Source organism: Chryseobacterium salipaludis (assembly GCF_022968825.1).
Lineage (GTDB): Bacteria > Bacteroidota > Bacteroidia > Flavobacteriales > Weeksellaceae > Kaistella > Kaistella salipaludis.
This window is the reverse complement of record NZ_JALHKS010000006.1, coordinates 48,963-63,493: the sequence shown is the minus strand read 5'-3', so window position 1 is coordinate 63,493 and position 14,531 is coordinate 48,963. Positions and strand designations below refer to the sequence as shown.

11 protein-coding genes are annotated in these 14,531 nt (G+C 46.6%); 6 read left to right on the top strand and 5 right to left on the bottom strand.

All coding sequences use genetic code 11. From position 1 onward, the window contains the following. The first annotated feature begins 25 nt into the window (after window positions 1-25). The 3 genes from MVI27_RS10235 to murI all read left to right on the top strand — a co-directional run bounded on the left by MVI27_RS10235 (window position 26) and on the right by murI (window position 3,327). A complete protein-coding gene (locus MVI27_RS10235) occupies window positions 26-970 on the top strand; it encodes a PorP/SprF family type IX secretion system membrane protein (protein WP_246961529.1) in 945 nt (314 codons plus the stop codon). 62 nt (window positions 971-1,032) lie between these two features. Further along, entirely contained in the window at window positions 1,033-2,148 is a 1,116-nt protein-coding gene (gene hemW, locus MVI27_RS10230) for a radical SAM family heme chaperone HemW (protein WP_246961527.1), read from the top strand. A 348-nt stretch (window positions 2,149-2,496) separates the two neighbouring features. Next, window positions 2,497-3,327, top strand: a complete 831-nt coding sequence (gene murI / locus MVI27_RS10225; protein ID WP_246961525.1) for a glutamate racemase — start codon at window positions 2,497-2,499, stop codon at window positions 3,325-3,327. On the opposite strand, the gene MVI27_RS10220 is transcribed toward murI, so the two are convergent. Together MVI27_RS10220 and MVI27_RS10215 are read right to left on the bottom strand one after the other, a co-directional pair. Next, window positions 3,322-3,915, bottom strand: coding sequence for an RsmD family RNA methyltransferase (locus MVI27_RS10220; protein WP_246961523.1), 594 nt, complete (start codon window positions 3,913-3,915; stop codon window positions 3,322-3,324). The genes murI and MVI27_RS10220 overlap by 6 nt on opposite strands. A gap of 78 nt (window positions 3,916-3,993) precedes the next feature. Next, on the bottom strand, window positions 3,994-4,710 hold the full coding sequence (locus MVI27_RS10215) for a DUF3822 family protein (RefSeq protein ID WP_246961521.1): 717 nt from the start codon (window positions 4,708-4,710) through the stop codon (window positions 3,994-3,996). A 147-nt stretch (window positions 4,711-4,857) separates the two neighbouring features. Between MVI27_RS10215 and MVI27_RS10210 the strand changes: the two genes are divergently transcribed. Then, the gene (locus tag MVI27_RS10210; protein WP_246961519.1) at window positions 4,858-5,163 is read left to right on the top strand and encodes a DUF6370 family protein; all 306 of its coding nucleotides are present in this window, start codon (window positions 4,858-4,860) and stop codon (window positions 5,161-5,163) included. Window positions 5,164-5,219: 56 nt separating this feature from the next. Here the strand turns inward: MVI27_RS10210 and MVI27_RS10205 are convergent, their stop codons facing one another. Further along, entirely contained in the window at window positions 5,220-5,726 is a 507-nt protein-coding gene (locus MVI27_RS10205; RefSeq protein ID WP_246961517.1) for a Smr/MutS family protein, read from the bottom strand. Window positions 5,727-5,886: 160 nt separating this feature from the next. Here MVI27_RS10205 and glyA point away from each other — a divergent pair, with 160 nt between their 5' ends. Together glyA and MVI27_RS10195 are read left to right on the top strand one after the other, a co-directional pair. Then, window positions 5,887-7,152: a serine hydroxymethyltransferase gene (gene glyA / locus MVI27_RS10200; protein WP_246961515.1), complete on the top strand. Its 1,266-nt coding sequence runs from the start codon at window positions 5,887-5,889 to the stop codon at window positions 7,150-7,152. A gap of 120 nt (window positions 7,153-7,272) precedes the next feature. Next, on the top strand, window positions 7,273-7,740 hold the full coding sequence (locus MVI27_RS10195; RefSeq protein ID WP_246961513.1) for a regulatory protein RecX: 468 nt from the start codon (window positions 7,273-7,275) through the stop codon (window positions 7,738-7,740). 265 nt (window positions 7,741-8,005) lie between these two features. Here MVI27_RS10195 and MVI27_RS10190 read toward each other — a convergent pair whose 3' ends face one another. Both MVI27_RS10190 and MVI27_RS10185 read right to left on the bottom strand, forming a co-directional pair. Further along, window positions 8,006-8,863, bottom strand: coding sequence for a helix-turn-helix domain-containing protein (locus tag MVI27_RS10190; RefSeq protein ID WP_246961511.1), 858 nt, complete (start codon window positions 8,861-8,863; stop codon window positions 8,006-8,008). 5,107 nt (window positions 8,864-13,970) lie between these two features. Then, the gene (locus MVI27_RS10185; protein ID WP_246961509.1) at window positions 13,971-14,174 is read right to left on the bottom strand and encodes a hypothetical protein; all 204 of its coding nucleotides are present in this window, start codon (window positions 14,172-14,174) and stop codon (window positions 13,971-13,973) included. Window positions 14,175-14,531: the final 357 nt, after the last annotated feature.

Below are 14,531 nucleotides of genomic sequence, written 5' to 3'. Positions count from 1 at the left end.
TTGCAGCAAAAATTTGCGCTCAATAATGAGAAAAATATATGTGCTTTGCGTTATGGTCATCTTTTTCGGAAGTGTCCGGGCGCAGGAAACGCTGCCGTATTATCAGCAATATCTGCTGAACGGTGAATTCCTTTTCAATCCGGCCCTGTATGGCCAGACAGACGATGTGGTACTTAATTTAAACTATCAGAAGCAGTTCTCCAATTTCAGTCAGTCGCCCAATGTGCAATCTGTGGGGCTGCATGCCAATGTCTTCGACCGTGTGGGCGCGGGGCTGGCTTTTTTCCGGGATCAGAACGGCCCTATTTCTTCAAACGGAATTACCGCCGGCGCTTCTTATTTTATTCCATTGGATGATGACGGGGAGCGCTTAAGCCAGTTTTCCTTTGGTACGAATGTCAATTTTTATAATATGAATATTGACCTTTCACTGCTCAATCCGTCGGAACCGAATGATCCGTTGCTCAGCGCTGATTCGATGTTTCTGCTCTACGCCGACATGGGAATGGCGGTAACCTACCGGAATTTTTTTGGGGGAGTTTCTGTGAAAGACATTGCCTTAAGCAACGATATTCCGATTGTCAACGGCGTCGAGCCGGAGCCGACCAAGGTGATGCTGAACGCCGGTTATGATGTCTATTTCGGGGAAGATGTCTATCTGACGCCCTCGGTATGGGTGAACCTGAATACCAACTCTACCAAACTGGTGGATGTGAATCTCATGGGAACCGCCACCGGTGAAAATGCCACCTTTGCAGCCGGTGCCAGCCTGCGCATGGCCAGCAGCAAGTTCGGGAACCAGAGTGTTACGCTGTCGCCGGTGATTAAAGCGACAGTGAATCAGTTTTTCTTCGGGGCGGCCTACAACTTTGGCATGTCTGATTTTCAGCAGCAGGCGGGCTCCAGCTTTATGCTGAGCATCGGCTATAACTTCGAAAACTTTATCAACAGCCGCGGCTTCCGCTATTAACTGTTATTTATTGTAAAGCAACCGCAGGGATTTTTCTTTAAAGAAAGTACCTTTGCTGCCGCATGATTTATTTCCACATTCCTTTCTGCCGCCAGAAGTGCAGTTACTGCAATTTCCATTTTTCGGTGTCCCTACGCGACCGGGAACCGATGCTGGCGGCGCTGAAAAAGGAACTGAAACTTCGACAAGGCGAACTGCAGTCCCGGCAGCTGAACTCTGTTTATTTTGGCGGCGGCACCCCGTCATTGCTCGGGGCAGCGGAACTGCACCAGCTGATCGAAGAGACGGCAGACTATTTTTCTTTTTCAGACGATATTGAAATTACGGTGGAGGCCAATCCGGATGACCTGACGGATGATTTTCTGAAACGGCTATCTGCCTCGCCGGCAAACCGCCTTTCGCTTGGCACCCAAAGCTTTTATGACGCTGACCTGAAATTAATGAACCGTGCGCATAACGGAGCGGAAGCTGTGGATTCCATTCGGCGTGCGCAGGATTTCGGCTTCCATAATATCAGTATTGATTTGATTTATGGTACACCGACGGCAGAGTCGGACACGTGGCAGCGCAATCTTGACCAGGCAGTTGGCTTAGGAGTGCCGCATATTTCGGCATATGCGCTCACAGTGGAACCGCAAACCGCTTTGAATGCCTGGATTTCGCAGGGCAAAGTGAAAGCGCCGGCGGAACAGCAGCAGCACGATGATTTCTTTTATATGTCCTCGTTTCTGGCGGCACAGGGTTTTGAGCATTATGAGATTTCCAATTTCGGGAAGCCGGGATTTCACTCGCGCCATAATGGCGCCTACTGGCAGTATAAGGAATATTTGGGTATCGGTCCGTCTGCGCACTCCTACGACGGCAGGCAAAAGCGCAGCTGGAACGTCAGCCATAACCGAAAATACATTGACGCTTTGCAGCAGCATCAGTTGCCACTGGAAACGGAAGAACTGTCTGCGCGTGACCGGTATAATGAAATGCTGATGATTGGCCTGCGCACGCGCCGGGGTGTTGACTTTGCAAAACTACAGCAGCTGATGAGCGACGGCAGATGGGGAATGGTCCTAAACCAGTATTTGTTGGAGGGAAAATTACAGCTGAAGGACGGTTATCTGGCTATTCCGGAAAAACATTGGTTTTTAGCCGATGGGATTGCCTCGGATTTGTTTGTGGTTTAATGAGCAGAGAAAAGAGAAGGCGGTTGTCATTCCGGAGGAATCTAAACAGCGGGCAATCACAGCGTTGAGATGCTTTTAGCATGACAATTGGGCGTTAGCGTCTGTCATTCCGCAGGAATCTCAACAGTGGATAAACATCGTTGACATGCTTTCAACATGACAAATGGACGTTGGCGGTTGTCGTTGCGCAGGAATCTCGACAATGGAGAAACATCGTTGAGATGCTTTCAGCATGACAACTGGACGTAAAAGAAGCCGCTTTGGAAAGAGAATATTGCTATCGACAGGTCGGTTGATACGCAAAAGTCCGACTGCATTTTCTTATTTTTGCAAAAATATTCTGCTCCTTTGAAAAATAAGAAACCTGATTACAGCCATCTTTCTCCTTCGCAACCCATTGGTGTTTTTGACTCCGGGGTGGGCGGCCTGACCATCGCGAAAGAAATCCGGAGGCTGCTTCCGAATGAGGACCTTATTTACTTTGGAGATACCAAGCACCTGCCGTACGGCGAAAAATCCCGGGAAGCCATTGTAGGATATTGCACCCGCATTACGGAGTTTCTTTTAAAGAAGAACTGCAAAGCCATTGTAATTGCCTGCAACTCCGCTACAGCCAATGCGCTGAAAGAAGTTATTGCGCTGGTCGACGGCCGCGTGCCGGTGATCGATGTCATTAATCCGGTGGCCGAAAAGGTAGCGTATGAAATTCACAATACAGTCGGTGTTATTGCAACGAAAGCGACGGTGAACACCGGTTTGTACCGCAAAACCATCCGGAAGCATAACCGTTTTCTGCATGTGGATGAACTGGCCACACCGCTGCTGGTACCGGCTATTGAGGAAGGTTTCCGGGATCATCCTATCACGCACGCTATTTTATATAATTACCTGAGCAGCAATAAACTGAAGAATATCGAAACCTTAATTCTCGGCTGTACGCACTATCCACTGCTTATCAAAGAAATCCGGCATTTTTACGGCAACCGCGTACGCGTGATTGATTCGCCGGGCATTGTGGCCAACCAGCTCCGGATGGAATTAGATAAAAGCCAGTTATTGCGCAGCGCCAACCCGCAGCCGTCCTGCGAATTTTATTTATCGGATATTACTAAGAATTTCCAGAAAATTTCCCGTCGTTTCTTCGGCAACTCGGTTGCGCTGCAGCTGGAAGTGTTATAAAGTGTCCTGCAGTTCTTCGGCGGGTGCTGCTTCGGCACGGAAAAAAGAAAAACTCACGTTTCCATATTTGCGCGTATCCAGCAGGGCAGGATGTGCCGGAATTTTACGGCTCTGATGTTCAACCACCAAAACGCCATTTTCGGTAAGGAACTCGCCGGGCTTCAGTAAACTGTTAATAAGCTGCTGGTATTCTGCTTCTTCCAGAGAGAAGGGAGGGTCTGCCAAAATTAATGAAAACGTACGGCGGCCTTTGTTTTTCTTCAGCCAGTCGAAAACATCACCGCGCTGCACCTGCACCTGATTGCGCATATCGAGCTGTTCTGCTGTGGTTGTAATAAAGGCTGCATGTTTCGGATTAAGTTCCACGGAGGTGACATCCTGGCACCCTCTGGAGGCTAATTCCAGTGACAGGGAACCAATGCCGGCAAACAAATCCAGGGCTGCCGCGGAGGCGAAATCTACATCAAAACGGTTTTCCAGAATGCTGAACAAAGCTTCTTTTGCAAAATCAGTCGTCGGGCGTACCGTGAAATTTTTCGGTGCGGAAATTCTTTTGGCTTTCCACTGGCCACTGATGATTCTGTACATACAGGCAAATATTTGTAGTCAGCCATAAAAGCGGCCGGCTGTGTTAAAGGTACGCTTTCCGGCAGAAAACCAAACGGTTTATTTGGTATTCAGCAGGAAATGCCGGTTGGGTATGTTATCAAAACTTATCTTAAGTTTCTTCACAAACTTTCGCAGTTCGGAAATAAAGGTTTCATTTTCCGTGGTTTCGCCATACACAAAGAAAGAGGTTTCCTGAGAACCAAAACCAATTTTACTTAAAGTAAACATAATGAAATACAGGAAATCAACTTCTGAACTTACATCCAGATTATTGTACAAGACTACTTTCCGGCCATCCAGGGCAAAAAACTCACATTGCTGTGCATAGAGGTTGATGTGAATTTCCTTTCGGTTCTTCGGATTGATTCTGGAGAGAAACTGCTCGCCGGAAAAATTGAAAGCGGTGCCGGTGCCGGTTTGCTTGATCAGCTGATACACGTTCTTGGGCAAGGTGTAATAAAACTGCACGCCGTACTTCTTGTTCACGGAAAGCATCAGTTCCTCCTGCTCTTTTACCACGGGGGCATTGTAGGCAATCAGTTCATAACCAAGCTCGTGTTCGCGAAACCCTTCCGGCATCATGGTAAAATGGTTCAGTGCGGAAATAACCTGAATATGGCTGTACTTTTTTGAGGTCAGCAGCTGCTCGAGCCGCACAAGTAAAGAAGGTGTGTTTTCTCCGCCGGCAAAGCTTTCTTCGGAAGTGACCTGGCGGCCGCGCCGGCTCTGGTACTGCAGGGCGTCGCGCGTAAAGAGTAAGTGAAGTTGTTCCATAACTGCTGGCGCAAATGTACTTAAATTTTGCGGCTGCTGAAAATGAAGTGCCGTGTCCACCTGATTATAATCATCTTGTGCGCACGGTAAATTGCTGTACCTTTACCTTATTAATTCACAGGATATTAAACCTAAAAAACAAAGCCCATGAGAAACCTATTTATGCTGCTGATGCTCACTTTTTCGGTAACCGTTTTCGGACAGCAAAAAATTCAGAACCAAACGGTGGACGCCGGCTGTGGGATGTGCCAGTTTAAATTAAAAACAGATAAAGGCTGCGCCATGGCAGTTAAAATTGACAACAAGATCTACCACGTGGAAGGCCTGGATAAGAAAACTTTCGGGAACGCGCATGCGGAAGACGGCTATTGCAAAATGACGAAGAAAGCGGTGGTGAGCGGTGAAATCAAGAAAGGAAAATTCTATGCAACTTCTTTTAAGTATGTCGAGTAACAGACGCGTTCTATACTAAACGACAACGCAGCCTCTTTTCGCAAGGCTGCGTTTTTTTATTTTAAATAAACAAGTACAGTTCCGGACTGGTCGTGCAGGATTTCATTATTATGAAAATCAAGGTTGAGCTGACTTTCCAGCACGTCATACACCATTTTTTGCAGGGTGCCGTCACCAATACCGTGGATGATTTCCAGTTTTTTCAAACGGTGGGTGCGGCAGAATTCCAGTGTGTCCAAAAGGCGTTCGCGCTGAATCAGCAGGCGTTCATAGGATGAATACTGTTGCGGATTGCGCACCAGCCTTTCAAAATGTAAATCCAGCCTCAGCAGTTTTTCGTTATGTTTTTTGGACAGGGTCTTCAGCGGCTCTGCCTTTTTCCGGACCGGAACGTGATCGTACAGTTCCCGGTCCTCGGGCACCAGCTTATGCAGCGGATATTCATGCCGGAAACCATGCACGTCTTCCAGCACAGCCATGCCCTCACTGATGGAAACCAGGATTCCTTTCAGATCCTCATCCACCACCGAAACTCCGGAACCGGGCTGCCATTTTTTATTCACAAAAGCAAAAATACTAAATAGAAAGGGATTACAGGTATTGTGAACGATTGGCGAAATTTATGGAAACATATCAGGTAATTGATGCCTTCACCGCTTTATTTCTTTGCTAAAATTTGCCTAAATTTGATACCCTAATCAACAATGAATTTTACTTACAAGTATGGATCCGATTTTTGACCTTATTGAGCAGGAAAGGCTCAGGCAAACCCACGGGCTGGAACTGATTGCTTCTGAAAACTTTGTATCAGATGCAGTCATGAAGGCAGTGGGCAGCGTGCTTACGAATAAATATGCAGAAGGATACCCGGGCCGCCGCTACTATGGCGGGTGCGAAGTGGTGGACGAAGTGGAGACGCTGGCCATTGAACGGGCGAAGGAACTGTTCGGCGTGGAGTACGCCAACGTGCAGCCGCACTCCGGTTCCCAGGCGAATGCAGCCGTATATCTGTCGCTGCTGCAGCCGGGCGATAAAATCCTGGGGCTCGACCTTTCGATGGGCGGCCACCTGACGCACGGTTCACCGGTCAACTTTTCAGGGATTCAGTACGAGGCGCATTTCTACGGTTTAATTCAGGAAACCGGACTGATCGATTATGAAGCGATGCGCCAAAAAGCGCTGGAAGTGAAACCGAAGATGATTATTGCCGGCTACTCTGCGTATTCCCGTGATATTGATTTTGCCTTCTTCCGTGAAGTGGCAGACGAAGTGGGTGCTACGCTGTGGGCGGATATTGCCCATCCGGCAGGTCTGATCGCGAAAGGATTGCTGAGTTCACCGTTTGCGCATTGCCATGTGGTGACCACGACTACCCATAAAACCCTGCGCGGCCCGCGTGGCGGACTGATTATGCTGGGGCGTGATTATGAAAATACCGTGGGCCACAAAACTCCCAAAGGACAGATCAAGATGATGAGCCAGGTGCTGGACAGCGCGGTATTTCCGGGTGTTCAGGGCGGCCCGCTGGAACATGTGATTGCGGGCAAAGCGGTTGCTTTCGGTGAGGCGCTGGATTCGCGGTTTGAAACGTATGCGAAGCAGGTCGTCGCCAACGCCCGGGCGCTGTCTGATGCTATGATCAGCCACGGTTTCGATATTGTGAGCGGCGGTACGGATAACCACCTGATGCTGGTGGACCTGCGCAACAAGAATGTCAATGGTAAGGAAACGGAGAAAGCTTTGGTAAAAGCAGATATTACCTGCAATAAAAATATGGTGCCGTTCGATGATAAGTCTGCCTTCACCACCTCGGGCATCCGTCTCGGTACGGCAGCGATCACGACCCGCGGCCTGAAGGAAGCCGATATGGCGCCACTGGCCGGATTCATCAGTGAAGTGGTGGACAACCTGAACGATGAAACGGTCTTACTGAACGTGCGCCGACAAGTAAATGATATGATGGCCGGTAAGCCGTTATTCACATTTTAGTAGTTTTTAGTTAATGTAAAGAGGCCGTTTCCTGTGATGGGAAGCGGCTTCTTTTTTTTGCGGAGTTCAATTGTATGCGTTATGAAAAGTCCGCTACCCTTATCTTTGTAAAAACCTGCTATGGAAAAGAAATCCTATACCTTCGAAGAGATCAAACAGAAAATGGCGAATTACTGCACCTATCAGGACCGCTGCCACCAGGAAGTGGAACAGAAGATGCGGGATTTCCTGCTGATTCCGGAAGCGAAGGAAGAGATTCTGTTGTACCTGATGCAGGAAAATTTCCTCAATGAGGAAAGGTTTGCCCGAAGTTACATCCGCGGAAAATTCAATATCAAAGGCTGGGGCCGGAATAAAATTCGCATGCACCTGAAACAAAAAGGTGTGCCCGAAAAGCTGATCAATCAGTCCTTTGATGAGCTTTATGAACCGGAATACCGCAAAGAACTGGAGAAACAATACCGCAGTTATTATGAAAAAACCAAAGGCATTCAGGACTGGCAGCGGCGCTCCAAGACGGTAAAATATCTGCTGGGCCGGGGATTTGAATACGAGCTGATCCTGCAGGCGGGTGAGGATGTGCAGTGAGGGCCGTGTGTTGTAGGTGTTTACGGCTGTTGTTTGGATGGATTACACTGCTTTTATTAATGCAGAGCACGCAAAGAAACTGTATTGCTTTGCGTATTAATTAAGAACGCAAGGTCGCTTCGCTCAGCGAAGCGCGATTTTATTTGTGCGGGATACGCCTCCAAGAACGGATTGATCCGCACGGTCCTGCAGGGTGAGATGCCGCAGGTTTTATGCAAGGAATCCGGACCAAGAATGGATTTGTAACCAGGTGTAGCGTATTGGTTCAGCTTATATTGCAACTGCCTGTCTGTGTCTTTTCCTTTCGATTGGCGCGTTCCCGGTACTGCGAGGGAGACCATCCCGTATGTTTTTTAAAGAAATTAATAAAATTGGAATCCTGTGAAAAGCCCAGTTCCAGGCTCAGGTTTTTAACCGGAATATCGGTCTGTGCCAGGTCACGCCGCGCCCAGTCCAGGATATAGGTTTCCCACCATTTTTTCGCGGTGCAGCCGTACACGACCTGCATGGCACGGTCCAGGGTCCGCTTGCTGATGTGCAAAAGAGAGGCGTACTGATCCATGGAATATTGCCGTCCTGCGTTTTTCTGCAACAGGTCCTTAAAGTCCTCGGCAATTTTCTTTTCATACGCATGATTTCGCTGATGCTGAAGGGAAGGATCAGTGGCAAGCACGACACGTATCAGAAGGTACTCCAGAAAATTGATAAAGATGTTTTTACGAAAGCCTGCACCCGGCAGTGCCTCCAGGAAAGGAAGCAGGTATTGCCGACGCAGGTCGTCGTACAGCACGAATTCATTTTTGACCAGCAAACCCTCGGTTTTGGCAAACAAAAAGTTCTCGTGGATATAGTGAACCCGCGGCGGGTAATTTGCGATCAGTTCCGGCGTAAACCAGAGCAGGACTGTGGTTTCACCTGGTTTTGAAATACATACCTCGACCTGTGGGTGAATCAGCAGGAAGGTTTCGGGGTGCAAGGTCTGCTCTTTGCCATTCAGCGTCAGGTGTATGGTGTCTGTACCGCTATAGACAATACGGAAGACAGGATACACCCCTGTGGTTTCCACTCGCAGTGGCTGGCGAACGGTTGCAAGTCCCCAGTTAAAAAGTTGTTTTCTCACCATAGACTATATGTTAGGTATATAAAGCTAGCTAAAAAGCAGTACCGCAGCAACAAAATTACACTGAATTTTATCATCTATGCTAAAAATATTAAGAAAACGTAGTGAAATTATACCGATAAAGCTTCCCGGGTATAAAGTTTTAAAGAACAATTGTTTATCAGCCGGAGGTTGCCGGCAAAAAAGCCGGCATTAAAAACGCCGGCTGAAAACTATCTGAAATTTGTGTTTTGAAAGAGTGTGCAGGCCGGGAGCGTATTGCTGCACTGTCGTACCGGCACCTTCTCATATGCAAAGATACGGCTCTGCGGTTTTATGGAGTTATACTTTTGTGTGTTATGATTGTGAAAATAGGAGAAATATTGGGGCAGGGGGGCTGGGTTTGGGGTCGGAAATCGGAGAGCGGTAGTTGAGTGATTGCGTGATTGAGTGGGGAGTAATTGAGTGGGGAGTGATTCAGTGGCGATTGATGCTAGGTTATAAGGTGCAGGGTGCATGGTGCGAGATGTCAAGCGCAGGATGCAGAGCGGACGAAAGATCTGCGTAAATCTGTGGAATCTGTGCGCTTCTAATATGTCCTTTTGCTTCATCTTTTTAATTTTTTTAAGGAATCAGCGAACCCGCTAACGCGGGTTTGCCTTGATGCAATTGCGGAGCATATCACGAATACAAATAAACAATGAAAAGGAATGAGTAAACGGACCAAAAGATCAAGGACTGGAAACTCGGCTGAAATTGAAAATTATTTTCTAAAATTTACCGAATTGACTCTCTTCGTTCGTCGAACCACTTCGTTGGGTTTGACTCCCGTTGGTCGTCGAACCACTTCGTTGGGTTTGACTCCCGTTGGTCGTCGAACCACTTCGTTAGGTTTCGGGCGGAAATAAATATTTGTCTTCGACGGTAGGTTTTGGCCGCCACTCGGACAGGTAAATTTCTTTACGAAAATAATTCCCAATTTTTAACCGCCTCCGTTTCCTGTGTCCGGAACTGTTTAGTGTTAAGATGGAGTGTTGTCCATAGTTTTGTGATGTTTTTAATTAGTTATTGATTAATACGCGGCTCTTTCTCCTGTGTCGTCAAACTTTTGGAGAAAGGGCTTTTTTATTTATATGTCCTTTTGCCTTGATGCAAACGGACCAAAAAATCAAGACTTGGATCTTTTTACTAAAAAATCAAAATTTCTTTAATAAAATCCCCGTAACTCGGGCGGAAAGAGAAATTTCTCTTCGAAGCACAATTCCTGCCGCCACTCGAACAGCGGGGATTTTTAGGAAGTGCTAGTGGACAGTCGGTTACGAAAGAAATTTTAATTTTTCTTGACGTAAAAAGCTCCTAGGTCATTAAGGTGAATTGCTGATATTCATAGTTTTGTGATTCTTTTTAATTAGTTATTGATTAATTACACGGCTCTTTCTCCTGTGTCGTCAAACTTGTGGGAAAGGGCTTTTCTATTAACTTCTTTTGCCTTGATGCAAAAGAAGCAAAAGATCAAGACTGGATCTTTTTGCCTCATATTTTATTTTTTTCATTTGAATCGGCGAAACTCCTTCGTCGTTTTACTAAAAATGTCTGTTTCTTTTCAAGAAATTGACTCCCGATGGTCGTCGAACCACTTCGTTAGGTTTCTCCAAACTTGCGCGGAAGGTAAGTTGGATCTTCTAAACCTGATTTTTTCCCGCGCTTCGGACACTGGAGATTTTTTTAGGATGTTCTACACAGGTCAGTGTACGATAAAAGAAACATGCATTTTATTAACGTAAAAAGCTCCTAGGTCATTAGGATGAATTGGTGATGTTCATGGTTTTGTGATTATTTTTAATTAGTTATTGATTAATTACACGGCTCTTTCTCCTGTGTCGTCAAACTTGTGGGGAAAGGGCTTTTTTTGTTTTCTTGTCTTTTCTTGTCTTTTTCTTGTCCTTTTGCTTCATCTTTTTATTTCTTTTTAAAGGAATCAGCGAACCCGCTAACGCGGGTTTGCCTTGATGCAATTGCGGAGCATATCACGAATACAAATAAACAATAACAAGGAATGAGTAAACGGACCAAAAAATCAAGGACTGGAAACTCGGCTGAAATTGAAAATTATTTTCCAAAATTTACCGAATTGACTCTCTTCGTTCGTCGAACCACTTCGTTGGGTTTGACTCCCGCTGGTCGTCGAACCACTTCGTTAGGTTTGACTCCCGTTGGTCGTCGAACCACTTCGTTGGGTTTGACTCCCGTTGATCGTCGAACCACTTCGTTGGGTTTCGGGCGGAAATAAATATTTGTCTTCGATGGTAGGTTTTGGCCGCCACTCGGACAGGTAAATTTCTTTACGAAAATAATTCCCAATTTTTAACCGCCTCCGTTTCCTGTGTCCGGAACTGTTTAGTGTTAAGATGGAGTGTTGTTCATAGTTTTGTGATGTTTTTAATTAGTTATTGATTAATTACACGGCTCTTTCTCCTGTGTCGTCAAACTTTTGGAGAAAGGGCTTTTTTATTTATATGTCCTTTTGCCTTGATGCAAACGGACCAAAAAATCAAGACTTGGATCTTTTTACTAAAAAATCAAAATTTCTTTAATAAAATCCCCGTAACTCGGGCGGAAAGAGAAATTTCTCTTCGAAGCACAATTCCTGCCGCCACTCGAACAGCGGGGATTTTTAGGAAGTGCTAGTGGACAGTCGGTTACAAAAGAAATTTTAATTTTTCTTGACGTAAAAAGCTCCTAGGTCATTAAGGTGAATTGGTGATGTTCATGGTTTTGTGATTATTTTTAATTAGTTATTGATTAATTACACGGCTCTTTCTCCTGTGTCGCTAAACTTTTGGGGAAAGGGCTTTTTTTGTTTTCTTGTCTTTTCTTGTCTTTTTCTTGTCCTTTTGCTTCATCTTTTTAATTTTTTTACAGGAATCAGCGAACCCGCTAAGGCGCGTTTGCCTTGATGCAATTGCGGAGCATATCACGAATACAAATAAACAATGAAAAAGAAATGAGTAAACGGACCAAAAGATCAAGGACTGGAAACTCGGCTGAAATTTTAAAACGTATCCTAAAATTCATGAACTGACTCCCGTTGGTCGTCGAACCACTTCGTTGGGTTTGACTCCCGCTGGTCGTCGAACCACTTCGTTAGGTTTGACTCCCGTTGGTCGTCGAACCACTTCGTTGGGTTTCGGGCGGAAATAAAAATTTGTCTTCGATGGTAAGTTTCTGCCGCCACTCGAACAGATGAATTTTTAAACGGATACTTATTTAAAATTTTAATCGCCTCCGTTTCCTGAGTCTGGGGTTATGGTAGTTTGAGGACTGAGGGATTGAGTGCTGCCAGGTGCAGGGTGCGGTTCTCAATATTTTTTTCATGCGTTCTGCCCTCCTTTGTGCAAAGAAGTGATGATGCTGCAGATATCTCGCTTGTCCTTTTGCTTCATCATTTTATTTATTTTTAAAGGAATCAGCGAACCCGCTAAGGCGGGTTTGCCTTGATGCAATTGCGGAGCATATCACGAATGCGAATAAACAATGAAAAGGAATGAGTAAACGGACCAAAAGATCAAGGACTGGAAACTCGGCTAAAATTTTAAAACGTATCCTAAAATTCATTAACTCGGGCGGAAATAAAAGTTTGTCTTCGATGCTAGATTACTGCCGCCACTCGAACAGATGAATTTTTAAACGGATACTTATTTAAAATTTTTAATCGCCTCCGTTTCCTGAGTCCGGGGCTTATTGGTAGTTTGAGGGATTGAGTTGTGCCAGGTATAAGGCGAGGGTGCGGGCTCGGAAGTCGTAGAACGGGAGGTGGGAGATGGAGTGGGGAGTGATTGAATGATTGAGTGATTGAGTGGGAAGTAATTGAGTGCGGAGTGGTGCAGGGTGCGGGATGCAGGGTGCACGGTGGGAGATGTCAAGCGCAGGATGCAGAGCGGACGAAAGATCTGTGTAAATCTGTGGAATCTGTGCGTTACTATTATGTCCTTTTGCTTCATCTTTTTATTTATTTTTAAAGGAATCAGCGAACCCGCTAACGCGGGTTTGCCTTGATGCAATTGCGAAGCATATCACGAATGCGAATAAACAATGAAAAGGAATGAGTAAACGGACCAAAAAATCAAGGACTGGAAACTCGGCTGAAATTTTAAAACGTATCCTAAAATTCATGAACTGACTCCCGCTGGTCGCCGAACCACTTCGTTGGGTTTCGGGCGGAAATAAAAATTTGTCTTCGATGCTAGATTACTGCCGCCACTCGAACAGATGAATTTTTAAACGGATACTTATTTAAAATTTTTAATCGCCTCCGTTTCCTGAGTCCGAGGCTTATTGGTAGTTTGAGGGATTGAGCGGTGCCAGGTGTAAGGCGAGGGTGCGGGCTCGGAAGTCGGAGGACGGTTGCTGAGTGATTGCGTGATTGAGTCGGGAGTAATTGAGTGGGGAGCGATTGGGTGATTGAGTGGTGTGAGGTGCACGGTGGATGGTGGAGGGTGGATGGTGGAGGGTGCGGGCGTCACTTCGAGTGCGCGACGAGAGGAGCGTGTATCGAGAAGTGATTGCTGAAAATGCAGTAACCACAGTCGTTCTCGATACATCCGCCTTTGGCGGACACTCGAACTGACGAGGTGCAGGATCTGCGGGAACCACCCCGACCCTTCCGTGACCGGAAGGCCCACCCCTCCGGCGGAGGGGAATGGTGACGTTTTTATGTGGAGGGTATGTGATATTCATGAGAGGTTGGAAATTAGAATGTTAGAATGTAGAGGTTAGAGGTTGGAGTTTGGAAGTCCGAGGTCCGGGGTTTTGGGATCTGACGTTTTTTAATTTTTAATTAGGTTGTTTAGTTGGTGCAAGGTGTAGGGTGCAAGATGCAGGGTGCGGTTCTCGATACATTTTTCCTGCGCTTTGCTGCGGAAAAACACTCGAACTGACGAGTGTAAGGTGCAGGGCGCAAGGTGCAGGGTACGGGCTCGGAAGTCGGAGGACGGTTGTTGAGTGATTGAGTAATTGAGTGGGGAGACAGGAGAAAAGTTTATTGACGGTGAGATCATTGTTTTCAAGGTTGCACGGTAAAGGGTGATATTCGGTATGAGACCCCTGTTAGCGCTTGGAGCGCTAACAGGGGTTAGTGCGATAAGGCTTCGCGGACGGATTCCAGGGTCAGGCCGAGATAGGTGCTGACTTCTTCCGCAGAAAGCGCCTGATGGGTCTGCTTGCCGAAGTGATTTTTTATGGTATGCAACAGCTGACGGCTGTAGCGGTCGCTGCGGCCGGTAATGCGCTGAATGTCTTTAGGATAGACACAGAGGCGTTGATTTCTTTTTTTCATGACTTTTTATTTGTGACGTAAAGCTCGCGCTTCGTCTGATGGGATGGTCGGTAGTTGGGCGGTATGCCGGCGGGAAAAGTTATCCCCAGAGAGGAGTGAGGAGTGGGGAGTGGGGAGTGGAGGAGTGGCGAGGAAGGAGGAAAGATGATAGAGAATAGACTTTCAGATGACAGACTTTGAGAGAACAGACTTGGGGGACAATTGAGGTTGGAGGGGAACCATCCCGAGCCTTTTCTGGCGAAAAGGCCCACCCCTCCGCAGGAGGGGAATGGAGGGGATTGTAATTTGAAGGGAGCGCTGCCGTTAAGGGGGGCTGCTTCGTCGCACGATGTGCTCCTCGCAGTAATAGTTCCTTCG